Raw genomic sequence first — 25,759 nt, 5'->3', positions numbered from 1 at the left:
CTTGTTACCGTTTATTTTCAATATCATGTTTCCGTTTTAGGGCTTCCATGAAATAATAATCGGCATAATTCAGCGGAACATCAATCTCTTGATTGTGAGGGATACTTCCTACCGAGTGCATTAACAGGAAATTGCCGTTTTTGCCCGGCTCAGCCCGATAAGCAGGAGATGCCAGCGACTTCATAATGCCGTCGGCATATTCTTTATATTCTTCCGCATTTTTTACATCCATAGTGCTGATTTCATAAAGTGCAGAAGCGATACAGGCAGCACTGGAGGCATCGCGCGGCTCATTGGGAATATTGGGGGCATCCATGTCCCAATATGGAATGAAGTCTTCAGGCATACGTGGATGGTTTTTCATCATATTAAAGGTCTTCAGGGCCTGCTCCATATATTTACGGTCGCCTGTTTCGCGATAGCAAACCGTATAACCATAGATGGCCCAAGCTTGTCCGCGGCTCCAGGTAGATTCGTCGGCATATCCTTGCGCCGTTTGCCGATGGCGTACGCTATTGTCATTTAGGCTGTAGTCTATCACATGATAACAACTTCCGTCGGCGCGGAAATGCTCTTGCATGGTGCGGTCGGCATGGCTGACTGCAATATGGTAGAAAGTTGAATCGCCTGATAGCTTTGTCGCTTCAAACAATAATTCCAGATTCATCATATTGTCAATAATTACCGGACACTCCCAGCCTCGTTCAGCCTGCCACCCTCTTGTTGCGTCCCATGACTGGATAACGCCCGGTACAGGGCGGAAGCGGGTAGACAATGAACGAGCGGTTTGAATCATCACTTCTTTATATCCGGGGATGTGAGCCAGTCGGAGGCCGTTGCCGAAACTGCAATTAACCATAAAGCCTACGTCATGGTGCCAGGTTAGATTTTTGGTATCTTCTATGGCATTGGTGTATTTGGTAGCCAAAGGTAGCAAGGTGGAGTCTCCGCTTAGTTCATACAGATACCAGATGGAACCGGGAAAGAATCCACTTCGCCAGTCAGTGTAATCACAATAAAATACGGTGCTGTCTGGTTTTAAAGTTACAGGATTAAGGCACTTTCCGCTGGCTTCAATCACACCGATTTCTTTGCCCAGTTGCTCACGTGCAAAAGTGATGTTGTCTTCTATGAATCCGTTTGTGGTGGATTCTTGTTTTGGGGCACCTGTGCAGGCTGCCAGCAGTGCCGAACAAGTAAAGGCTATTAAATATTTCTTCATGACAGAATTAGTTTTTAAGTTTTGTTATATTATAAACATAAGTTCCCGAATACTGCATTTTCTGCGCTTGCAAAGAAACACGATAGATTTCCGGACCCCATACGTTGGACAGTCTGGTGTCTTTCAACTGTATTGTTTCGATTGTTGCGTCAAACATGTTTTTATCATAGTCCAAACATACCTTCTCGTCATTTACTTTAATGATGACGGTTCCGGGTTGTGAGATATCTACTTTTCCCCAAGTAAGGAAATTGATTTGATTGGGAGCTGTTGTTTCTTTCAGTGTGAACTTGTCTTCTATCTTCAGTTTATTTTTCTCCAGATAATAAGCGCGTATCCATTTCTCCACACCGGCTTCGACAGGATATGCTGTAGCAATATTGGCAGAGAAGGTTTGTTGTCCGGAATTCGCTTTTACATCTGTGGCTTTATACTCACTTCCAAACTTTTGGGGAACACCATTTATCACAGGCAAGTTGTGATAGTTGCTTTGCATAGTCCAGATGGAATAACGCTCGTTGCTGAATGTCTGGCGTGTATATGTTCCTACTCCGGCATCAATCAAGATGGGAGTCGTGTTCAGATAAAGCGAGAATGTACCTGCATCATTATGATTATGGCTTTCATTGTTATATCCTCCTTTAGCGGCAACAAAAAAACCGTTCTTGTTGCTCAAATAGCAGAACTCTGTTTCTGGATACCAAGTATAGGCAGGAACCCTATAAGTTGCCTTTTCTTCTTTCAACTGAGGCATGAAACGTAGCGTTTCCAGCCCGCGGAACATATCAAGCCAGTTGGTGGCAGGTTTTACCGGTTTCTCCTGATTCTTTTCGGCAGCATACCCTTTCATCATGTTGCTGTTTACTGCCACACCATAGCGGTAAATCAAAGCTACGTCACCGCCGCCACGCGCAGAGGCATCGGCAAAGTTTACTACCCAACCATTGCCTATATAGGAGCGCACGATATATTCACCCATATAACGAATTTGCGGCTGATTGAAAATGGAGATTTTACCTCCGGTGCCTAATGATAATATTTGCAGATAGTCATATAACTTTCCGGCGGCATGGCCCCAGTATGAGGGTCCTTCCTCGCAGGCACCGTCAGCTTTTACATAATTCAGGAATTTGTCAGTTGATATCATGGTGCGCAATACTGCTTTAGCCAGTTTATCACGGTCATTCTCCAATAATAAGAAACAATTCAGGGCATTGAAGTTACACCATGGATTCCAGTTATTGACGAGCGTTCCCGGTTTATAGTCGAAAGCCATCCACCAGAAATCACTTCGTTGCATATAGGGATCGAGTTCACGCTTTTGCAATTCGTGGCGCAGACGGAGAGAAATAGCCGGGTCTGTCTTATCGAATTCTTTATGTAGAAAATGGTAAGTCCAGGATAACATCTGTGACATATTGCCCGATACAAGATCCATAATGTCTTCGCGAAAGTCAGGGAAAGCACGGTGCGTGTGCTGGGCTGAGGCTAGATGTGCCGAAAGTGACCATGAAGTCATTTCGCAGGCTTGCAGCACACCGTTAATAATCTCATCGATAAAGCGTCCTTTCCCTTCTGCCATTTCTGCTAGTACCAGCGCACCTATGGCTGTGTTGTTGGCACCTAGCGGGTCTTCCATGATACGGCGGTTTCCCGAACGTTCGTATTCCATATAATCGGTGGCTCTCACCACCTTCCAATCAAAATTCAAGTATTTTTCCCCTTGTCTGATGATGCCTTCTTTGTATTCTCCCAAAAATTGATTCCAGCCGTTGCGGTCGGTATAATCAGGATAAGGCACCCACTTTTGTTCCATCACCAATGCCTCTTTTATTTTGGCGAGGTCTGCTGCATGCTGTAGCAAATCGCGTTTCTCATACGCGTTCAGTTGCACTGCGGCCAGTAATATAAAATATAAAATTGTAATTTTTTTCATATCTCCCGAAATAAGAAGTCACTTCGGGGAACAGGCCGAAGAGGGCCGTCGCCCGAAGTGACTATTTATAATAATCAGTGTATTATTTACCTATTGTGAAACTTATGCAGCTATTACCAGCTTGGGTTCTGTTCCAACTTGCCGTTCTTTTCTATTTCACTCGCCGGAATAGGCCATAAGTAATCACGTGTACTGACAGCGCGGGTGTAACGTACCTTGCCGGTAATATCTTTTTCCTTGCGTCCGTTCAGAGATTCCAACAATCCCCAGCGGCGCATATCGCTGAAACTGTGTCCTTCGGCAGCCAATTCTACGGCACGTTCGTGCTTGATGCGTTGGAATACTTCTTCTTTCGTAGTAGCCTTCAACCATTCGGGGCCGCTGTTAATGCCCGGCATATTTACACTTGGGCGTGCACGCACTTCGTTAATAAGTTTCACGGCACCTGTTTGATCATTCATCTCATTGTAGCATTCCGCCAACATCAGCAGTACATCTGCATAACGGATTAGCGGGAAGTTGATGGGAGTATCTGCACGGTTGTTAATACCTCCGTCCATGTTGTACTCGGCCACAAATTTGCGCCACAAATAGGTCTCATAGTTACCGTTGACACGGATATATCCATGACCGTCATTCACACCACCTGCTGCAACTACATATTCACTGTCCATCGGCTTGTTGGCATACCATCCTTTATACATTGTATAAGGAAGAATGATGGAGTAATCCATACGTGGGTCACGCTCTGCATACATGGCAATCAGTTGGTCTTTAGTCTCAGGATAACTTTCGACTTTAGTCTTGGTCGAATTCATCTTGGCACGGAATGTTTTGGCTTTTACTGCATCATTGGCGTTATAGCCCGGTATTACTTCATCCCAGTCAAACGGGCGTCCGTCCTTCCATTCATAAGAATCAACGAAATCAGTTGCTGCCATTACATTGTTCCAACAGCTGCCGAAAGAGGCGCGGCTTCCCATATAGAATGTCATAGGCATCCCCAAATCTGTACCTACGCCACCCATGTTTTGAATAGCAAAAATCATTTCTGAGCTTTCATCGCCTCCCGGCTTGAATAAGTTGGCGTAGTTGCCATACAGGGCATATTGCTTGCTGTTGATTACATTCTCAAAACATTTGGCGGCATCGCTGTATTGTTTGTTGAAAAGCAAAACTTTGCCTTTCATAGCCATGGCAGCCCCCGAAGTAGCACGGCCTTTATTGGTATCATCCCATTTCAAAGGCAATGAAGTAATGGCAGCGTCCATGTCGGCAATGACGAATTCGCGTACTTTATCAGCAGATTCTCTTGGTTGATTCATATTGTTGAAGTTATCTGCCACAATGAATGATTCGTCATAGACCGGAACTCCTCCAAAAAAATCCATTAGAGTAAAGTAGAACAATCCGCGCATAAAGCGTGCTTCACCTTTGTATTGTGCTTTCAGTTCTTCACTCATTTCACAATTATCCACATTTTGGAGAACGATATTGGCACGTGCTATGCCCTCATACAGATATTTCCATTTGTTGGCTACCTTGCCTTCTTTCACATCATAGATTCCTCTTTGGAATACTTGGAATGAAGGTGGGTCGTATCCCATTGATATGCCTCCCATTCCGTCCATTGCGAACTGAAGTCCGAAGACATTGTCATATTGCATGGTGCTGTAGACAGCCATCATTGCCTGATCTGCGTGTGCTTGGGTTTTGAAGAAAGTACCGGAACTCATCTGGTCGGCCGGATACCTGTCCAAGTCATAACAACTGCTTAAAAAGATGAGTGCGGCAGTTGCAAGTGCTGAGAATAATTTATATTTTTTCATAAAGCTAATCTGTTTTAAAAAGTTACATTAAGACCAATGACGGCCTGTTTCATTGACGGATACTTCATGCCGTCTACCTCGGGGTCGAAGCCCTTATAGCTGGTGAAGGTGAAGAAGTTTTCCAAACTGCCGTATAAACGGACCCTTTCAATCTGGCATGCATTGGTCCATACCTTCGGAAGTGTGTAACCCAACTGGATATTACGTATTTTCAAGAAATTCTTGTTCTGTAGGTAGAAATCACTTTGCTGTTGGTTTAACTTCGAGCTGTTGTATTCCACTAGGCGAGGATAGCTGGCATCGGTTCTTCCTTCATACCAACGTCCGTCGGCAACTTCCTTATTAATCTGATAGCCTTTGCGTACAGTGGGGGTATTGTAAGCCAATTCCTGCCAGTAGACTTTTGCTCCGAGTGAGCCTTGCATCAATATAGACAAGTCAAATCCTTTCCATGCAGCATTCAGGTTCAGACCGAACAGATATTTGGGGTTAGGTCCGTCGCTTACAATTTCTTTATCATAGTTATTGATGATGCCATCGGGTATGCCGTCTGGACCGCTTACGTCTCTATACAGTAAATCGCCTTTCTGCGGAGTACCGAATGCTGCGAATGGATTTACTTGCTTTCCGGTGGCAGGGTCTATCGGTGCATTGTCAATCATTTGCTGAACAATTTTCATGTCTTCGTCTGTTTGAAGCAGGCGGTCTACACGCAATAAGTATTGCGAATTGATGGCATGACCTTCCCAAATCAGGTTGGCACCACTGATAGACTTACCGCCTTCACCTTTTCCCTTGAACTTGTTAACCTTATTGGTTACATAAGTAAAGTTGGCATTTACACCGTAAGTAAAGTCTTTTATTTGATCTTGCCATCCGGCGGTAAATTCAAAACCTTGATTGGTAACGGTTGCACTGTTCACCTTAGGAATAGATGCGATACCGTGTACGTCGGGTGCGGGAAGGTTAATCAAGATGCCGGTCGTACGTTTGTTAAAGTAATCGATAGTACCTGTCAAACGGTTGCCGAAGAAACCGAAATCGAGACCTATGTCAGCAACTTTTGTTGTTTCCCAAGTTAATTCCGGATTGGCGATAACAGCCTGTGCGAGACCGGTTGCTAAGGCATTGTTTAAAACATAATTTAGTATGTTCTTGGAAGAGGTATTGTCTTTATTAGAATAAAGTGACAAAGCATCATAGTTGCCTACAGAGTTGTTGCCCAATGCTCCGTAAGAAACACGGAATTTTAAGCTGCTTAAACCTTTGTTGACTAATCCTTCCATAAAAGACTCCTGGTCTATGCGCCAGGCGGCAGAACCTGAAGGGAAGTATCCCCAACGTTTGCCAGGTAGAAAGCGTGAAGAAGCATCGGCACGAAGGTTAAACTCAACCAAGTACTTGTCTGCCCAGTTAAGGTTGATACGTCCGAAATAAGAATGCATGGCCCATTCGGTCTTGCTGCCCGAAGCACTTGCTTCTCCGGTTGCCCCGTTGATAACATCCAGACCTAAATCAATCAGGTCATACTTGGTCGCACTGAAGCTTTTTGAACGATAAAGCTCCTGGCTTGCACCTGCCATGAAATTCAAGGCCAGTTTGTCATTAAAGAATTTATTATCATAGCGCAAAACTACATCATTAAAGTAACGTTCCACTTTGCCGTCGTAGTTCATGATATTGGTTTTCCCTTTGTTTGAATAAGTCACAGTCTCTGTCTGGAAGTTCCATTGGTCGAGAAATACCGGTTTGCGTTCGCGATTTTCATCCAATAACTCGTATGAATACGATGCAGTCACTGAAAGACCTTCCATCGGGGTCAATGTTCCGACAAACCGTGCACGGATGTTGTTTTTGCGGATATTTCCACTGATTCTCTTGGCGCGCGCAATAGGATTGTTCACAGCACATTGAGCATCATCTTCCGGATTATTCATTGCACCAAGGCGTCCGTCCGGGGCTTCGAACACCATACCCGGAGTGGTGGCAGATGCATAAGTAAAGATATCATCTACAACAGTACCCGAAGAAGTGTATTTACCGGCAGGTCCCATGTCGGAGACATATCCATTTAGCTGCATGCCCAATTTCAACCATGATTTTACATCAGCGTCTAGGTTTAAACGTCCACTATATTTGGTATATCCTGAATTGGGCATAACCCCCGGGCTGTCGCTGTATCCGAATGAGCTGTAAAAACGGATTTTCTCGCTACCGCCACTCATTGATACCACATGGTTTGTTGCTGTTGAGGGCTTGAATGTTTCTTCAATCCAGTTTGTATTCGGATACTTCAGAGGATTGCGTCCGGCATCGTTACGCCATGCATCGATACTTTCTTGGCTGAATACAGCGTGGTCTTCGCCCAAACCGCTGTTCTTATAGCCTTCATTGATTAACTCCATGTAGTCGGCATAGTTCGAAACCGGTTCTAGAGTCTGGCGAATAGAAGCAAATGATACATATCCATTATATTCCAACTTGATAGAGCCGGTCTTACCTTGTTTGGTTGTGATAAGGATTACACCGTTTGCAGCACGTGACCCATAGATAGAAGCTGATGCGGCATCTTTTAATACGGTCATAGTTTCGATATCTTGTGGGTTTACAGTATTGATACCGGCTTCTACGCCATCAATGATAATAAGGGGTGAAGAAGAGTTCAAGGTACCTTGGCCACGTACTTTGATATCAGCGTTGTCATTACCCGGCTGGTTGCTGCTGGAGCTTACAGTCACACCGGCTGCCATACCTGCCAAGGCTTGCGATACATTGGTAATAGGGCGGCTTTCGGCCATTTCACTGACATTGATAGTAGATACGGAACCTGTCAGATTGACTTTTTTTTGCGTACCATACCCCACTACAACCACTTCATCCAATGTCTGAGTATCCTCTTTCATCATGATTTTGAAGTTTCGTTGACTACCTACCGGGATTTGCTGTTCTACATATCCGATATAAGTAATGACTAGTGTGGATTTAGGAGAAACATTAAGTGTGAATTTACCGTCCATATCGGTAATCGTACCATTGGTTGTTCCTTTTTCTACCACACTGGCTCCGATAACCGGACCGATTTGGTCTTCTATAATACCGGTAACCGTAACTGTAGATTGTTGCGGAGAAGCGACAATCAAGTCAGACTTGGGCGATGAAGGCCCGATGTCAGTCGGGCTGGCTGAAGCCATACCCATAGATGCAAGAAACAGAGTTGTTCCGGTGAGCATCTTTCTCGACAGATGGAAGCGATTAGATTTCTTTTCCATAAGAGTTAATAATATTAGTTTAAGATTAACAGTCTGTTTTTAACGTGTAAAACAGACTATTGTGTTTATTTGTCGAGGGCAAAAGTAGGAGATATGCAAATGTAACGAGAGAGCAATTTGTGCGTTTTAAGTGCCCAAATTGTCTCTCATTATTGTCTTAACATTTGCAGAAAGGGGTTGTGGAAGGGGTGAGCAAGTGCCTAAATTGTCTTGGACTTTTCTGCTTGCTTCCTGTATTCGGTTGGTACAAGGTTAAATTGTGCCTTAAAGCAACGAGTAAAATAGCGGGGTGAACTGAAACCTAATTTATAGGTTATTTCGGCTATCTGCATTTCGGGGTTGTTGCGCAACCATGTGGCAGCACGTTTCATCTTGTAGTTTAATACAAAATCATTCGGTGTCATTCCGACGAGTGCTTTAAACTTGGCATAAAAAGAACTGCGGCTCAGGGCCAACTCCCGTGCCAATACATCAATATCGAATTCAGAATTATCCAAATTCTTCTCTATAATACCATTTACAGTATCTAAGAACTTCTGGTCGATGGGGTTCGTTGCAAGCAAATGGCTGTCACACTCTTCCTCTTTATGAAATTTCTTTTGCAACATGCGGCGGTTTCTTACCAGATTGTTGCAGCGTGCCAACAATACGCTTGCATTGAAAGGTTTGCCGATATAATCGTCTGCCCCCAGTTTTAGTCCGGTGATACTTTGTTCGGCAGAGCCCAAAGCTGTGAGCAGCACGACCGGTATATGGCAGATATTGAAATCATTTTTTATTCGGGTACACATTTCAGTACCACTCATTTCGGGCATCATAATGTCGCTGACAACTATATCCGGTGTTTCCTCACGCACTTTATCCAGTCCCTCTTGGCCGTTGGCAGCAAGTATCACCCGATAAGTTGGCTCAAACAAAGCTTTTAAAATCTGTAGCAGTTCCTCGTTATCCTCTACCAGTAAGACGCTGTGGCGGCATTGTTCCTCGTCCTGTTCTGTTTCCGAAACGTCGTTGTCCGGGGTGGCTTCTTTCATATCTTCGGGAATTTCCTGTAAAGGTTCATAAGAGTAAATCAGTCCGTTTTCGGCTAATGTTTCCACACATTCTTCATCTGTGAAATGTGCGCGTCCTTTCTGTAAGCGGACAATGAATATGGTGCCATATCCGGGAGTACTTTCTACTTTTACGATGCCATGATGCAGTTCGGTTACATTTTTCACCAAAGCCAGGCCGATACCGGTGCTTGGTGTCCGGGCTATGTCGGCTATACCGTTTCCGGCTTGGTAGAAACGGTCGAAAATCTGATTTATATCTTCTTTCTTGATGCCGATTCCATTATCTATCACTTTTATGAGTACGGCATCTTCTTCTTCTGAAACGTTCAATTCTATATTTCCTTGTGCTTTGGTATATTTAAAGGCATTCGAAAGCAGATTATATACCACTTTTTCCATTTGTTTGGGATCGAACCAGCAATGGATGGACGCTTGTTGTGGGTTGAAATGATAGTTGATGGGGCGTGTTGCGGCATAATCAGCAAAAGTAAGATATATCTCTTCCAAAAACGGGACAATGTCAAGTTCGGAGACTTTCAGTTTTACATGTCCCTGTTCTAATTTGCGGAAATCAAGCAATTCACTGATAAGATTACGCAAATGATAAGTATTGCGATATACTTTTTTTAACTTATTATAAATGGGCGGAGTCAGGGAACTTCCTTGCATCACCAGTTCCAGTTGTGAGATAATCAATGTGAGCGGAGTACGGAACTCATGCGAAATATTAGCAAAGAACTGTAACTTAGCCTGATTCAACTCTTCTATACGTTCCTTTTCTTTCTTCTTTATTTCCAGCGAGGTTTTCAACCGGAATATACTATATATAATGCTAAAAGCCGTTATGATATAAAGCAAATAGAAGAGGGGAGTCGCATAGAAAGGCGGATGAATAACGAATGCCATTTCGATACTTCTCAGTTGATGGGTGATATTTTGTTTCTTTTCGCGAACAATCAATGTGTATTTGCCCGGACTCAGATTGGTATAGTGGATTTTTCCATAGGGTGACTGAATCCATTGTTCATCAAATCCCTTTAATTGATATTCATACACCGGACGTTGCAGGGGAGTGATATAATTATTGGTTGCAAACCGAACGGCTATATCATTTTGATTGTGACGGAGTTCCAAATGTTGTGTATAAGGCAAGGCACGTTGCAGCACTTGGGTTTTATCGTTAGGACGCACTATTTCATTATTAATATAAAGTTCAGAGAAATAAAGTTGATATTCTTTTCCCTGATTCATTAATTGTTGCTCGAAGAAAGTGGTTACCCCATTGGTTCCTCCCACAAATATTTCTCCATTGCAGCATACTAGTACTCCACAGCCCGCATTGATACCGTTTAGCGGAAGTGCTTGCCCCAGTTCCACGACCTTAAATTCTTGTTTGTCGGGGTCAAAGAAAGTCAGTCCTTTATCACTGCTGATAAGAAGTTGACCTTGCGTGAACTGGACTATGTCATAACAATAATCTCCTGCTATATCACTGTTCTGTGTATTATAGCCGATAAAGCAGTCATTTTCTTCATCGAAATAATAGAGACCTGAACCGTTAGTTCCTAGAAAGATACGCCCTTTCCTGTCTTCCAGCAACCGGATGACAGGGAAGTGTCCTAATCCTTTTTCGTCATATTTATAGTAACAATGTTCTTTATCATCTTTGGAGTTCAGGCGATAAATCCCCCTGCCTGCCGCTACCCATATATATCCTTTGCTGTCGGTGAGAAAACACGTCGTGCCATATTGTTTTTTTGAGGAGAAATAAGCAGTGGCTTCGTAAGTTTTCACATTCATTTTCCATAAGCCTCGTTGGGTAGTAAACACCAAGGTATCGCCCCACAATTCCATACCGGCTATGCGGTCTCCTATTTCTTCGGCATATCGGTCGTTTTGCAGAAACGGATTATGGAATTTTTTTGTCCGCATGTCATAAATGCTCAGTCCGCCGGTATGTGTACCTATATATAATTTATCGTGTTCGGCATCATACAAGAGATTTTTTACATTGTTATGAGCTACTGAGTTACCGTTTTCATTCATCAGGTAATGAGTGAACTTTTTGGTTTGGCGGTCGAAAAAGTTCAGACCTCCTCCTTCGGTGGCTATCCACACGTTTCCTTCTTTATCTTCCACCATGTGTCCCACAAACGGATAGCTGAGGCAGTCGTCGCGGGTGATATCGGCAGAATAAAAGGTAAACAGGTCAGCTTCCGGGTTGAAATAGTTTACGCCTCCATAATAGGTTCCCAGCCATATACTTCCTTGGCGGTCTTTATAAACGGGGAATACGGAAGAATGGCTGATACTTCCCGGCCTGTTATTGTGAGTATATACAGTGAATTCTTCGTTATGTGGATTATATTTGTTCAATCCTTGAAAGGTGCCTATCCATATATTGCCATAATTATCTTCTGCAAAGTTACGCACTTGGTTGCTTGCCAACTGATTGGTGCTCTTGGAAATGTAGCCGATTGGATTATATACGGAGCGATAGCTGACCGACGAGTGGAGGAAGTGTTTCATATTGCCGTCGGGAGTACGCATGAACATACCATTCATACGAGTGGAAATCCATATATTCCCTTTTGAGTCTTCAAAGATGTTGGGAATTTCATAGTGTGGAATAATACATTTCAGCGGTTTATTTTTCTCTTTTAGATATAATCCGGTATTGGTACCAATCCAGCATCGCTGTGAAGAGTCGATGCATATAGCAGAAGCAAATTGTTTGGGGGTGGATAATTTACAAAAGAATTCCATTTCTCCTGTTTGGGTATCCATTATATTAACCGAGTCGCCTACGCCTATCCACAAGTTACCTTTGTAAGAATAGAGAGCATGAATTCCACTTTGTCTCAAACAGGAAAATTGTTGGCTGAATATATCGTAACGAATCAATGTATTATCTGCATTGAAATAGACATTTCCTTCTCTGTCATCAGTAATATAATGTATTTTATTCCCGATGATAAAGTTACCGGAAGTTTTGTAGTCTGCAGGTTTGTATGCAATTGTATTCACTCCGTCATAAATGCTTAGTCCCTCTTCAGTGCCAAACCACATTCTTCCCAGTTTATCCTGATAAATGGCCATAACAGACAGTTGTGACAAACCTTCCTTCATTCCTATATGTCTGAAGTGGATTGCTTGAATTTGGATAAATGCCCATAAAAAGAGAAGTAATAGACCCGTTTTTTTCATAGCTTTTAGTTGTGTATTCACTGCGAAGATAATTTTTTTTAAGGAGAATCTTTAATCCTTTCTAAAAAAAGTGATAACAGTCTTGGCGTTTCCGTATTCTTTAATACATAAATCCGGCGTCTACGGTTATTTTCGCATTTCTATTCTCTTTTTCATAAATCTTGCATATCCTTCTTTTTTCTGTCTTTTGATTTATTGAAACAAATTTAGAGTCGTAGGAAATGTGAATAAACTTTAACGATAGTCTCTCTTAATAGAAAAACGAAAAGGTAAATGGTTGGGAATGAGTGGATTTGTAGTGGTTGGAAACTTTAACTAAATGTGTATCTCTTAGTAAGAGATACACCGAGCAAGGTAAAGTATCAGATTATCAACACATTAACAGCTGATTTTTAACTTTTAGAATGCTAAAGAATGAAAAAATAAAATCTTTTTTCGGGCTCATACCCATTTTTTTCACGTAAAAGTGCACTAATTCTCAAAACTTTGCTTATTTTTGCAGCGAAATGGTAGATCTCTTACTAAGAGATACACCGATTTTCGTTTCGCGAATCTATATAAAAATGCCTGTAAATCTGCGTTTTGAAGGTCCGCAAACTAAGACAAAATAAAGGATAAGATATGGAATACCTGTTTCTAAAACGTAAAAAGAGCACCGCAAGTTCTGAAAGGCAGAAAGACCTGCTTTTCAAGGCTGCTGAACGTCATTGGGACGAACAGTTTGCCGAACAAGGAATGGTGGGTAGGAAAGTGGATTGCTATATATATAAATGTATCCTTTATCAATTGGAAATTCGTCAAGTGTTTCTGGATACTACTCTTTCTTTGAAGAAGTTGAGTGAACTGGTCGATACGAATCAGACTTATCTCTCCAATGTAGTGAACAGGTATTTTGGGTGTAATCTGAAAGAACTTCTGAATACTTACCGTGTAGAGTATGCCAAAGAATTGCTTCGCAGTAATAAATGCTCGTTGGATAAAGTCCCGGAAAAGAGTGGATTTACTTCCCGAAGTGCTTTTTATTCAGCTTTTAGTAAGATAGTAGGCGAATCTCCCAAACGTTATTTTTTGCATGAACAGAGGGCTTTATGCTCTCAATCAATAACTAATATGTATAACCAATTTTAGTTTTTTAAATTTATAAATTTAAAGTTTTTCTATTATGAACAAAAAGTTTTTAAGTGCAATCCTGTTCGGAGCCTTAATGGTTTCGTCAACAGGAACATTTGTGTCTTGTAAGGATTACGACGATGACATCGAGAACTTGCAGGGACAAATCACTGCAAATGCTGATGCAATCAAAGCTTTGCAGGATCTCGTTGGTAGCGGTAAGTATGTGACTTCAGTCGCAAAAACAGCTGACGGACACGGTATTACCTTTACATTCAATCAGGGTGATCCTGTAACTATCACTTTGGATGACGAAAAAGGTGGTGATGTTGTGAAAGTAGTGGATGGCATTCTGTACATCAACGATGAGCCTCAAGAGCTGAAGGTTGCTACAAGCGAAACAAAACCATCTATCATTATGCAGGATGGTGTATGGGCTGTATTGCAGGAAGACGGAACTTACAAATCTACAGGTGTTCCCGTATCAGGCGTTAGTGTAGCAGGTAGCGAAGCTGATGGATTTACATTGACTATCTTTGATAAAGACGGCAAATCACAGGAAGTGAAAGTTCCTTCTGCTTCTTCATTAGTTACTTCTATTGCTATTGCTGTGCCTAATTTGAATGCAGGTACAACATTGCTTCACTGGGGAAATGTAGTTTTCTCTAAAGGAAAAGAGTTGATTAACACATCTGAAACCAAGTATGCAAAAGATGCTATCCTCTCAGCCTTAAATATAGATGGAACAAGAGGTGCTGAAATCAATGTTGTGGTTACTCCTTCTAACATTGACCCGGCTGATTTGAAGTTCAATTTGGTAAATTCTGAAGGTGCTACCATCTTTGAAGAGGCTGTAGTTTCTACTCCTAAGGGTGCTTTGCAGAGAGCAGCCATGGACGGTGTTTATACTTTGCACTTCGCTCTTAAAGAAGGTGTGACTGTAGCTGATATCAACGATAATAAGATTATCGGTCAAAACGATGCTCTTGCTGTAGTTTGTGGTAAAGCTACTACTGCTTTTGAATATAAATCAGGTTTAGCTGCCGGTTTGACTGTTGGGGAAACAAATTCTGCCAACTGCTATGCTGCTTCAACTAATACTTTTGTGAAATTAGGTGAAACTTACAGTTTGTTTGGTAAAGGTTATGCTGCAGATCCTTCTGCAAATCCTAATGCCGCTGCTCAAGCATTCTTAACTAAGTTGGTTGGTGTTTCAGATATTGCTTTGTCATTGGATGAAAACTTGAAATCTTTGTATGGCATTACTATCGATGGTACTAATTTCACTATCTCTAATGAAGCTGCTTATGGTAAAGTAATTAACTTTACTGTGAAATATACTAATAGTGCTTCTACTAAGAAATCTGAAATTCATAGTACAACTTTGAAAGTAACAGTTCAGAATGCTGCTGTTACAGCAGGTGTTACTCTGAAGGCATCTCATGTATTGTCAACTGATGCAACTAAGAAGACTGTTTACTTGCCATTGGCTGACTTGGCTGCTTCTGTAACTGCTGCCGGTGATAAGATTGTATGGAATAATGCTACTACATTCACTTATAAGACTGTTGCTAACAATACTCCTGCTACCGGATTTGCGTTGACTTCTAGCAAGAAGTATGGTGCTGCTCCGGCTAATTTGAAAATTGCTAAGGATACTGAATTGAACAGCTTTACTTTAGTTAAATCAGATAAGAAAACTGCTGCAGCTAAGTTAAGTGAGGCTGCTTATTTGGCTATTACTGTTGACCCTGAACAGGCAAATGTAACTGCTGATGTTTATAGTGCTTTGATTCAGTTCGTTGTTACTGCTAATGATGTAGACAATCAGTCTAAGACATTGACTTTACCTGCAACTGTAGAGTTGACATTGACTAACCCGGCATCTGCTGTAAGTAGAATTCCGATGTACTTTGACGGTGATAAGCTGGCTGCTTATGGTGCTGTTCCGACTACTACTGATTTGGAATATGATGTAAAAACAGCTTATAACAATGCTGATAAAGCAGTAGACTTTACTGTAACAGCAAAAGCAGACAAAGATAAATGGACAGTTAATGGTAGCACAGTTAAGATTCCTCTGAATAAGTTGTATACTGAAACTCAGAAGTTTGAAGTTTCTTACAAGCACTTTGAAAATGCAATTTACAATGCTGCTACTGAAACTATCTATATCACAGGTCAAAGCCCGATTAAAGATGGTACAATCACTGTTAGCAAGACTACTCTTGACCTTGCAACCGGTTCTGACTCATTCTTGAGCGCAGACGTTGCCGGTAAGGATGCATTCAACAAGGCATACAAGTTATTGAACTCATTTACTGCTGAAGTGCTGGATGCTAATGGAAGTGTTAAAACAGCTGCAGCCGCTAAGGACGTACAAGATGAAAGAATTGCTGATATCGAATTGGTTGCTACAGGTGAAAATGCCGGTGCATTTGTTATAACTCCGGTACTTCAAAAAGTTGGTGATGACCAGAAACTTTCAACTTGGACAAGTGGAGATGAAACAGGATATGTATTAACCGGTTGGACAATCGCTCTTAAACCGAACACTGCTATCCAAAGCGGAGCTACTATCACATTCGACTTGAACATTACTGATAAGTGGGGTGTTGAACTTCCTGCTCAGAAAGTTACTTTGACTGTGAAAAAATAATCATTCGTTTTAATGATTAGCTAATATAAAGAGCATCCTTCGGGGTGCTCTTTTTTTGTTTAAGTTGTATTTGATAGTATGGCGCAAATATATTTGTAAAAATAGAGAGTCGCTTTCTTGTCCTGTCTAAATAGACAAAAATGTTTTCCACAAAAAAGTTGATAACAAGTTGCTTTCACACGTTTCACCCACTGAAACCCTTTATTCATCGGCTTTTTGGGTGAAAGGAGCTTTTAAGAGGTGAATTTGTTGCTTTCACACGGAAACCCCTATGAACAGGCGGTTTCCGATACTTGTGAAACGTGAAAGGAAGTTTTATCAACTTTCTTTCGGGATTCGGTTCATTCATTCAATCAGTAGGAAAATTCGGAAGAAAGTGTTTTCAAAAAAGAATAAGTTTTTTTTTAAAAGGCGTTTTGCTCGTGTCAAAACACCTTAGTCTTTTAAAAAAAGATGGTGGAGTTTCTGAAAAAGTTGGTGGAGTTTTCCGAAAAGCTGGTGGAGTTTTTTAAACCTCTTGAGGTTTTTCATAAACAATGGAGAGAGTTTTAGCAAACAATGGTAACAATCTTTGCAAACAATGCCCATTGTTTGGGGTATAAGAACTGTCACATCACCGGTTATAACCGCGATGTGACAGTTTTTCTTTTTTTCTCTTAATAAAGCGCAGCTGTATCGCTCAGCAGTTGGTAAATGCTGCTGGCAATGCCCAATATGAAGATGCCTGCCACACAAATCAACAGACAGGCACGCATGGAAACGCCGGTCTTGAAGGTGGCGATTGGTTCATCGTTGGGAGTAATGAACATAGCTTTCACTATCAGCAGATAGTAATAGAGTGAAATGATGGTGTTTACCAATGCAATAAACACTATCAGATAATATCCGCTTTGGAAAGCTGCCGCAAATACAAAGAATTTACTGAAGAATCCGGCAAATGGGGGAATACCTGCCAAAGAGAAAAGGGCAAGCGTCATCACCATCGTCAGGCGGGGGTTCGTTTTGTAGAGCCCGTTATAATCTTCGCGCTCAACCATTCCGTGGGTGTGCTGCTCAATGGTGTTGATTACACCGAAGACAGCAAGATTGGCTGCAATGTATACAATGATATAATAAACCAATGATGCCATTCCCTGTGGAGTGCCTGCCAGGACTGCCAGCATGATATATCCTGCCTGTGAGATACTGCTGAATGCCATAAAGCGTTTCAGATTGCTTTGGCGGATGGCAAACAGGTTGGCAATGGTGATGGTGGCGACAATGACCACGCACAGCATCTCACTCCATTGGGCGGTCATAGAACCGAATACTTTGACCAGAATGGTCATCAGTGCAAAAGCGGCTGCACCTTTCGAGATGACCGACAGGTAAGCGGCAACAGTGGTGGGGGCTCCCTGATAGGTGTCGGCAGTCCATAAATGGAAAGGTACGAGGCTCAGCTTAAAGGCCAGTCCGGAGAAGAAGAATACCAATGCCAATATTTGAAGCGGACTTCCGGTGATGCCGGCCGGGATGTCATCGAAATAGAGCGTGCCTACGGTTCCGTAAATCATTGAGATGCCATAGAGGAATATACCGCTGGAGAAGAGGGCGGATAAGATGAATTTTGCTCCGGCTTCTGCGCTGTGTCCTTTGTATTTGTCAAAGGCAACAAGGCATGCCATAGGAACGGTAGCCAGTTCCAGCCCCAGAAAGAACAGGAGGAAATGACCTGCGCTCACCATGAAGTACATTCCCAGCAACGTGCTCAGTGTGAGTGTATAGAATTCTCCCATTTTGTGACGGGTGTCTGAACGGCGCAGCCAATGAGTGGATTGCAGGAATATAAGGATGGTGCCCAAAGTGAGAACGCTTTTCATGATGGAGGCCATCGGAGTGGAATGATACATTCCTCCGAAAAGGATGACTTCATCGGGCCATATATTGGCGAACAACTCAATTCCCAACAGAATGCAGGCCAATGGGCGCAACCAGTGGCGAAGGCGCACAGGCAGGAAGAGGTCGAGTACAAACATCAACAGAAATACTGCGGTGAGGCTCAGCTCCTGATGCATTTGTAAAATAGATGTAATGTCCATAATCGTATGTTATTGTATTAATTGAGTGATAATCGGTTCTACACTGTTACTAATCAGGTTGCTTATCCAGAATGGGGCAAGACCCAGTCCGGCTACGCAGGCTATCAGGAATATGACTGCCACTCTTTCATCCCAAGTTGCATCGGTGAGTTTCAGATGATTAGGGTTCAACACCTTGCCATACAGAATCTTACCTACCACACGCAGAATATAAACCGCAGTAATCACGATACTTGTAGTGGCTATCAGCGTACATATACGGTGGAAGGTGTCGTTGTTTTGAAATGAGCCGACAAAGACGGTCATTTCTGCTACAAATCCACTCAGTCCCGGTAGTCCCAGATTGGCAAGACCGGCAATGACATAGCCTACAGCCAGAAAAGGCATGATTTTCATCAGTCCTCCCATCAGGCGTACATCGCGTGTATGGGTGCGGCCGTAAATCATACCGATTAGGGCAAAGAACAAAGCAGTCATCAGGCCGTGGCTCAGCATTTGGAGGATGGCTCCCGTACAACTGGTGCGTGTCATCATCAGAAGAGCGAAAAGCACCAAGCCGCAATGCGATACGGATGAATAGGCATTGATGTATTTCAAGTCGGTCTGTACCACAGCACTGAATGCACCGTAAACTACAGAAATAGTGGTCAGCACGAGGAATACATCACCCCACATGGCTGCTCCTTCGGGCATCAGATACATGGCCACACGAAAACAGCCGTAACCTCCCAACTTCATCAGTACGCCGGCATGAAGCATACTGACGGCGGTGGGGGCGGAAGCGTGACCGTCGGGGCTCCATGTATGGAATGGGAATAGTGCGCCCAGCACACCGAATCCCAGAAAAATAAGCGGGAAGAATATGTGCTGCATTGTATCGGGAATATGCAGTTTGGCTATTTCGAGCAGGTTCATTGTCTCGCCTCCTGCTCCGTAGAAGATACCCAGAATACCTATCAGCAGAAAGGCGGAGCCGCCCATCAGCATCAGGGTGAGTTTCATGGCGGCATATTCCTTACGGCCGCTTCCCCATACGCCAATCAGCAGGTACATCGGGATAAGCGCTACCTCATAGAACATAAACATGGTGAATAGGTCTGTCGAGATAAAGAAGCCGAACACTCCCAAACTAAGCAGTGTGAACCACATGAAATACTCTTTGGTGAGAGGCTGAAGCTTCCACGATGCAAATGTTCCGGTGAAGACAATGATGGCGCTCAGCAGTAACATGGCTACGGAGATGCCATCCACTCCGATGGAGTAACATATATGTAAGGGGGCATACCAGGACATGCTGTCGGTAAACAGCATTTCTTCCATGGCACCGGCTTGGCGGAGCCCGATATAATCGACGGTGAGGTAGACAGACAGTGCCAGCAGTAGGGAAGCACCGGTTACCATCACTCCGCGTACTTGATTGACGCTGCGCGAAGCCCAAAGCCCCGCGAGCATCAATAAAGGAACTATGATGAAAAAACTTAGTATGTTCATTTGTATACTTAATTATTCGTTTGGCTGGTTAAACTAATAGTATCAGCGTCAGTATCAGGGCTCCTGCCAGAAACCAAATACTGTATTGCTGCACATTTCCGCTTTGCATATCGCGTATTTCGTCGGCTGTGGCATGAGTGCTCCAGGCGGTGAAGTTGAAGAACTGGTCGATGACGTGACGGTCCCACCAGGCTATCGGAGTGCTGATGCACCGGAATACAATCTTCTTGGTGAAGAACATCCAGACTTCGTCCATGTAGAAGCGGTGATAGGCAGCTGTGTGTAAACGACTGAAAGTGCGTGCCAGCTTGTCGGCAACAGGCTGTTTGGAACCTGCATACATCCATGTGGCAAGGCCGATGGACAGCAGTGCAATAATGATGCTCGTTGTGGCCACCTGCATATCCAGATGGATGGTGTAGGCTTCTCCATTGCTGCTGATTAAATCACCGAAGGGGATGAATCCGGCCACACAGGTTACGGCAGCCAGGAACATCAAGGGGAAGGTCATAGTTAATGGAGCTTCATGCGGGGTATGCGTTTCCGGGCGGACACATGGGTCCGCCCCTACGGTGGGTGTTTGTCCTTTCCATTCTCCATTCCAGAAAATACAATAATAAAGGCGGAACATATAGAATGCGGTCATGGCGGCAATACCCGTCATAATCCATCCCATCGCCGGGCTGAACTGGAAGCAGGCGGTCAGAATTTCGTCTTTGGAGAAAAAGCCCGAGAAAGGCCAAATGCCCGAAATGGCAAGACAGGCTATCAGGAAAGTGATGTGGGTGACGGGCATGTATTTGCGCAACCCGCCCATCGCGCTCATTTCATTGCTGTGTACGGCATGAATGATGCATCCTGCTCCCAAGAAGAGTAATGCCTTGAACATGGCGTGGGTGAACAGATGGAACATGGAAGCCATGTAGCCCAATCCTCCTTCGTGGGGATTCATCGAGGTGCAAACGCCCAAGGCTACAATCATAAAACCTATCTGCGAGATGGTGGAGAAAGCCAGTACGCGTTTGATATCGCTTTGCACACAAGCTACACTGGCAGCGTAGAATGCCGTGAAAGCACCGATGTAGGCTGTCCAATGGAGCACTTCGGGAGCATAACCGATGAACAATGGGAACATGCGGGCTATCAGATATACACCGGCTACTACCATGGTAGCGGCATGAATCAGGGCGCTGACCGGAGTAGGGCCTTCCATGGCATCGGGCAGCCAGATGTGTAATGGAAACATGGCACTCTTTCCGGCTCCGCCGACAAACATCAGTCCCAGTGCCAATGGAATCATTGTTCCTGCCGCAACCAAGGTGCTTGCTGCCGGTGTGAAAGAGAATGTTTCTGCATAGTAGCCGTAGATAAGGATACCGATAAGAAATCCGAGGTCGGCAAAACGGGTGACGATAAATGCTTTCTTACTGGCTGCAATGGCTTCTTTCTTGGTATAATAGAAACCAATGAGCAGATAAGAACTGACACCTACCAATTCCCAAAAGATGTACATTTGGAAAATATTGGTTGCTACTACCAGCCCCAGCATTGACATGGTGAACAGACTCAGAAAAGCATAATAGCGTTGAAAGCCTTTTTCACCTTTCATATAGCCGAAGGAGTAGATGTGTACCATCAGTGATACGGTAGAAATCACAACCAACATCATGATGGAAATAGGGTCGAGCAAGATGCCCATGTTGATATGAAGGTCGGTTGTGAACGGTAACCATTCAATGTTATAGGGCATGAGGGTGGGGAAGGTGCCTGCTGCCGTACGGCCGCCTGTGAAATAGTGGAAGGCGGTGAGGTAGGAAAGCAATGCCACCCCTGCCAGTGAAGCTGTGCCGATGGCACCTGTCACGCTGTTCTTCATGCGCATACCTGCCAGTCCCAGTATTAGAAAACTGAGAAAAGGAAGGATGAGGATTAGAATTGTATATTCCATAATTAATTTTTCATTTCGTTTAAGTTCTTCACTTGTATGTTTCGGATGTTACGATAGATATTGATGATGATGGCAATAGCTACCGCTGTTTCCGCAGCACTCACTCCGATGGCGAACAGGGCGAAGAACACTCCTTCCAGTTCGTCGGGGAAGAGGTAGCGGTTGAACACGGCGAAGTTGATATCGACGGAGTTCAAAATCAGTTCCACACTAATCAGCATGGCAAGCAGGTTGCGGCGGGTAAAGAAACCATAGATGCCTGCAAACATCATAAAGGTGGAAACCACCAGGTAATATTCCATGTGTACCATAGTCAAACTTATCTTTTACGTGCAATCATTATACCTCCCACAATGCAAGCCAGCAGCAATATGCTGATTACTTCGAAAGGCAGTACATATTGATATTTCCCCATTCCCATCAATGTGTGGCCGATGGTCTGCACATGCAGTTCGCCGGGAGTGAAGTGGGAGGGGAGAAACTCGTTTTTCAACATAACAAACAGGCAGATGCCCAGCCCGGCAAGGGTGGAAACAGCTCCTGCCACCATCTTTCCGTTTTTCAGCCGTTCGGACTTGTCTCCTTGTGAGGAGGTAAGCAGAATACTGAAAACATACAGTACCGTGATGCCGCCGGCATAAATCAGTAATTGGACGGCTCCTAAAAACGAATAATTGAGCTGGAAGTAAATGCCTGCCGTTCCGAATAGCACAAACAGCAGATAGGTCGCCGCACGCAGGATGCGTGATGTGGTGACTGCCAATACTGAACAGACAGCGATAAACAATGCCAGCACAATGAATACAATTAGTTGTAGTGTCATAATATCGTTTGTTTTTTATTTCTTATTCAAGGTGAGAACCAATTTACTGCGGTCAAACACGGCATTTTCAAACTCCGTATCGAAGCGGATGGCATCGTGCGGACACGCATTGACGCAGAGTTGACAGAACATACAGGCGCCCAAGTCATATTCATATCTCACCAATATTTTTTTCTTCTTGCCTGTTTCTTCATCAGTCTGTGTCTCGCTGGTGATATGAATGGTGTCGTTGGGACAGGCCATCTGGCACAGTCCGCAGGCAATACATTTATTGTTTCCGTCTTCATCGACCGGCATGATGAGGCGACCACGGAAGCGGGGAGAGATTTCCAGTGTAGCACGGTTCTCGGGATACTGCTCGGTCACTTTCGGTGTGAAAAATTCTCGTCCGGTGATTTTCATTCCGGTGAGTAGTGTACCGATACCGTGTAACAGTCCTCCTATATATGAACGTTTTTCTTCTTTCATTAGAAATGCAATTTAAATACAACAATAATAACCATCAGCAACAAATTGCAAAGACCTATCGGTACCAGATATTTCCATTCCAGTGTAAGAATCTGGTCGATACGCAGACGCGGGAAAGTCCACTTTATCCACATTAGCAGCCAGACAATAAAGAATGACTTTGCAAAGAACCATACAAATCCGGGAATATAGTCCATTATAGCATTGAAGCTGTCCAAACCGGGAATATGCAACGGCATCCAGCCGCCCAGAAAAATGGTGGTGGCTACCCCGGCAATAATGAACAGATTGACGAACTCTGCCACATAGAATAACCCGAAGTGCATTCCCGAATATTCGGTGTGATATCCGGCCGTCAACTCACTTTCGGCTTCGGGTAAGTCGAACGGACCACGGTTTACTTCTGCATTACCGGCTATCAGATAGATGATGAAGGCAATCATTGCCGGGATATGTCCTTTGAAAAGGAACCAGCCGTCGGCCTGACGTTCTACTATTTCTGAAAGTTGCATGGTATCGGTCAATACGACAATAGTGAGGATACTCAGTCCGACAGACAGTTCATAACTAATCATCTGTGCACCGCTTCGCATGGCACCGATTAGTGAGTATTTGTTGTTGGAACTCCATCCGGCAAGCAGGATACCTACCACACCGATACTGGAGGCTGCCATCAGGAAAAAGATACCGACATTGAAGTCGAGTACTTCCATTCCTTTGCTGAAGGGCAGGCAACTGAATGACAGGATAGATGCCAGTATCACAATATAGGGAGCGAGGTTATAAAGGAAATTGTCGGCGTGACGGATGGTGATGATTTCTTTTATCAACATTTTGAATACATCGGCAAAGACCTGTATTGTGCCCCAAGGTCCTACACGCATCGGCCCTAGGCGACACTGGAATGCTGCACAGACCTTGCGTTCCATGAATATCATAATGATAGCAATCACTGCGTAGGCAAGCATGATGCATACACCGATAGCTACACACTCTATAAATACGGCCAACCCTTCGGGCATGAAGGAAGTAAGCATCGAGTGTATCCATTGGGTTACTATACTAAAATCAAACATATATTATTTTGTTTCGTTTATTATTAATCTTATCTGTCTATGTCCGGTACCACGTAGTCCACCGTTCCGCCGATGGCAATCAGGTCGGCTATCTTGGCACCGCGGCACATGGTTTCCATTGCCGAAACCAATGGCAGTCCGGTAGCACGGAACTTCAAGCGGTAAGGATATTTGTCTCCACGACTTTCCAAAAAGACGCCGAACTCTCCACGGCTGCCTTCCACTGCAGCATAATAAGAACCTTCGGGCACACGGATAATCGGTTTCATCTTTTGTTGGAATGTTCCTTCAGGAATATTGTCTATCAATTGTTCGATGATGTTCATACTTTCCATAATTTCTTCCATGCGCACCATATAGCGTGCAAATGAATCGCCTTCGGTATGGATAATTTCCTTGAAGTCTACTTTGTCATACATGGAGTAGGGGTGGCGTTTGCGGGTGTCGCAAGCCCAACCGCTGGCGCGTCCTGTTCCTCCGGTTGCACCAAAAGAGATGGCGTCTTCGCGGGTGAGCACTCCTACGCCTTTCATGCGCTCCTGTGCGATGACATTGCCGGTGAAGACTTCGTGATACTCCTTTAGCGTGGGGCGGAGGTAAGCGATAAAGTCTTTTACCTTTTGTACAAAGTCCGGTGCGATATCGGCCTGCACACCACCGATGGTATTATAATTTTGGATTAAGCGGCCTCCGGTAGTTGCTTCGAAGATGTCCAAAATCTTTTCGCGGTCACGGAATCCATAAAAGAAGGCCGTCAGCGCTCCCAAGTCCATGCACAGGCAGGAAAAAAACAATAAATGTGAATCAATGCGTTGTAGCTCGTCCATGATGGTACGGATATACTGTACCCGTTCACTCACTTCCACGCCCATTGCCTTTTCGATACACATACAGAGTGCATGGCGGTTTTGATGTGCGCCCAGATAGTCCAGACGGTCGGTCAAGGCGAGTGTTTGGGGGTAGGTCAGGCTTTCGCACATCTTTTCGATACCACGGTGGATATATCCACAGTGTACATCCAGTTTCTTTATAATCTCACCTTCCAGTGATACGCGGAAGCGGAGCACTCCGTGAGTTGCCGGGTGTTGCGGGCCTATATTAATAATGTATTCATCTTCGTCGAAGATGGTTTCTCGTTTTTCAATTACGCTGCCGTCATGCTGCACTTCCATATATTGGGTAGTGTCGACCGGCTCTTCGTTGGTCATTCGCAGCGGGTTGAGGCTTTCGTCATAATCTTTGCGGAGCGGATAGCCCACCCAGTCCTCGCGCAGGAACAAGCGGCGCATATCGGGATGTCCCACAAAACGGATGCCGAAGTAATCATATACCTCACGTTCGTTGAATTCTGCGCCTTTCCAAATATCGCAGACAGTGGGCAATTCAGCTTTCTCACGGTTAGTAGTAGCGGTTTTGATTACTTTATTCTCTCCGGTAGTTGTCTTTTCCAGATGGTAGACTACTCCCAGTCCATCTTCTCCCCAGTCCATGCCGGTGAGCGAACGCATAAAGTCATAGCCTTCCGCGCGTAGCTTTTGCATCTCGGTGCGGAGTTCGTTGGGCTCTATTTTGATAATATCATCCATAA

Annotated in this window: 15 protein-coding genes; 2 read left to right on the top strand and 13 right to left on the bottom strand. The window is 43.9% G+C overall.

Features of this window, described 5'->3' with window-relative positions; translation table 11 throughout:
- Positions 1-4: 4 nt before the first annotated feature.
- The 5 genes from QYT14_RS10490 to QYT14_RS10470 all read right to left on the bottom strand — a co-directional run bounded on the left by QYT14_RS10490 (position 5) and on the right by QYT14_RS10470 (position 12,518).
- Positions 5-1,222, bottom strand: coding sequence for a glycoside hydrolase family 88 protein (locus tag QYT14_RS10490; RefSeq protein ID WP_237039848.1), 1,218 nt, complete (start codon positions 1,220-1,222; stop codon positions 5-7).
- A 7-nt stretch (positions 1,223-1,229) separates the two neighbouring features.
- Positions 1,230-3,158, bottom strand: coding sequence for a heparinase II/III-family protein (locus QYT14_RS10485; protein WP_288325755.1), 1,929 nt, complete (start codon positions 3,156-3,158; stop codon positions 1,230-1,232).
- Between the two features lie 113 nt (positions 3,159-3,271).
- Positions 3,272-4,987 (bottom strand): RagB/SusD family nutrient uptake outer membrane protein, encoded by a 1,716-nt coding sequence (locus QYT14_RS10480; protein WP_288325756.1) that lies wholly within the window; start codon positions 4,985-4,987, stop codon positions 3,272-3,274.
- A gap of 14 nt (positions 4,988-5,001) precedes the next feature.
- On the bottom strand, positions 5,002-8,256 hold the full coding sequence (locus QYT14_RS10475) for a TonB-dependent receptor (protein ID WP_288325757.1): 3,255 nt from the start codon (positions 8,254-8,256) through the stop codon (positions 5,002-5,004).
- Positions 8,257-8,456: 200 nt separating this feature from the next.
- Entirely contained in the window at positions 8,457-12,518 is a 4,062-nt protein-coding gene (locus QYT14_RS10470; protein ID WP_288325758.1) for a two-component regulator propeller domain-containing protein, read from the bottom strand.
- A gap of 621 nt (positions 12,519-13,139) precedes the next feature.
- Here QYT14_RS10470 and QYT14_RS10465 point away from each other — a divergent pair.
- The gene (locus QYT14_RS10465; RefSeq protein ID WP_237039843.1) at positions 13,140-13,646 is read left to right on the top strand and encodes an AraC family transcriptional regulator; all 507 of its coding nucleotides are present in this window, start codon (positions 13,140-13,142) and stop codon (positions 13,644-13,646) included.
- Between the two features lie 34 nt (positions 13,647-13,680).
- Entirely contained in the window at positions 13,681-16,287 is a 2,607-nt protein-coding gene (locus QYT14_RS10460; RefSeq protein ID WP_289307066.1) for a hypothetical protein, read from the top strand.
- 656 nt (positions 16,288-16,943) lie between these two features.
- Here the strand turns inward: QYT14_RS10460 and QYT14_RS10455 are convergent.
- The 8 genes from QYT14_RS10455 to QYT14_RS10420 are packed head-to-tail and all read right to left on the bottom strand — an operon-like array spanning position 16,944 to position 25,757.
- The gene (locus QYT14_RS10455) at positions 16,944-18,368 is read right to left on the bottom strand and encodes an NADH-quinone oxidoreductase subunit N (RefSeq protein WP_237039879.1); all 1,425 of its coding nucleotides are present in this window, start codon (positions 18,366-18,368) and stop codon (positions 16,944-16,946) included.
- Positions 18,369-18,374: 6 nt separating this feature from the next.
- Positions 18,375-19,856, bottom strand: a complete 1,482-nt coding sequence (locus QYT14_RS10450; RefSeq protein WP_288326079.1) for an NADH-quinone oxidoreductase subunit M — start codon at positions 19,854-19,856, stop codon at positions 18,375-18,377.
- Between the two features lie 28 nt (positions 19,857-19,884).
- The gene (gene nuoL, locus QYT14_RS10445) at positions 19,885-21,804 is read right to left on the bottom strand and encodes an NADH-quinone oxidoreductase subunit L (RefSeq protein ID WP_288326077.1); all 1,920 of its coding nucleotides are present in this window, start codon (positions 21,802-21,804) and stop codon (positions 19,885-19,887) included.
- 2 nt (positions 21,805-21,806) lie between these two features.
- The gene (gene nuoK, locus QYT14_RS10440; protein ID WP_237039839.1) at positions 21,807-22,115 is read right to left on the bottom strand and encodes an NADH-quinone oxidoreductase subunit NuoK; all 309 of its coding nucleotides are present in this window, start codon (positions 22,113-22,115) and stop codon (positions 21,807-21,809) included.
- 8 nt (positions 22,116-22,123) lie between these two features.
- The gene (locus QYT14_RS10435; RefSeq protein ID WP_237039838.1) at positions 22,124-22,627 is read right to left on the bottom strand and encodes an NADH-quinone oxidoreductase subunit J; all 504 of its coding nucleotides are present in this window, start codon (positions 22,625-22,627) and stop codon (positions 22,124-22,126) included.
- A gap of 15 nt (positions 22,628-22,642) precedes the next feature.
- A complete protein-coding gene (locus tag QYT14_RS10430) occupies positions 22,643-23,095 on the bottom strand; it encodes an NADH-quinone oxidoreductase subunit I (protein WP_288326073.1) in 453 nt (150 codons plus the stop codon).
- Positions 23,095-24,171 (bottom strand): NADH-quinone oxidoreductase subunit NuoH, encoded by a 1,077-nt coding sequence (gene nuoH / locus QYT14_RS10425; protein WP_237039836.1) that lies wholly within the window; start codon positions 24,169-24,171, stop codon positions 23,095-23,097. Before nuoH ends, QYT14_RS10430 begins: the two co-directional genes overlap by 1 nt.
- Before the next feature lie 29 nt (positions 24,172-24,200).
- Positions 24,201-25,757 carry an NADH-quinone oxidoreductase subunit D gene (locus QYT14_RS10420; RefSeq protein ID WP_288326070.1) on the bottom strand — a complete coding sequence of 519 codons (1,557 nt, stop codon included), beginning with the start codon at positions 25,755-25,757 and terminating at the stop codon, positions 24,201-24,203.
- Between the last annotated feature and the right edge of the window lie 2 nt (positions 25,758-25,759).

Origin of the sequence: uncultured Phocaeicola sp. (genome assembly GCF_948499155.1) — a bacterium.
Lineage (GTDB): Bacteria > Bacteroidota > Bacteroidia > Bacteroidales > Bacteroidaceae > Phocaeicola > Phocaeicola faecalis.
Note: the sequence above shows the minus strand (reverse complement) of the source record. Positions and strands in the feature narration are given on the sequence as shown.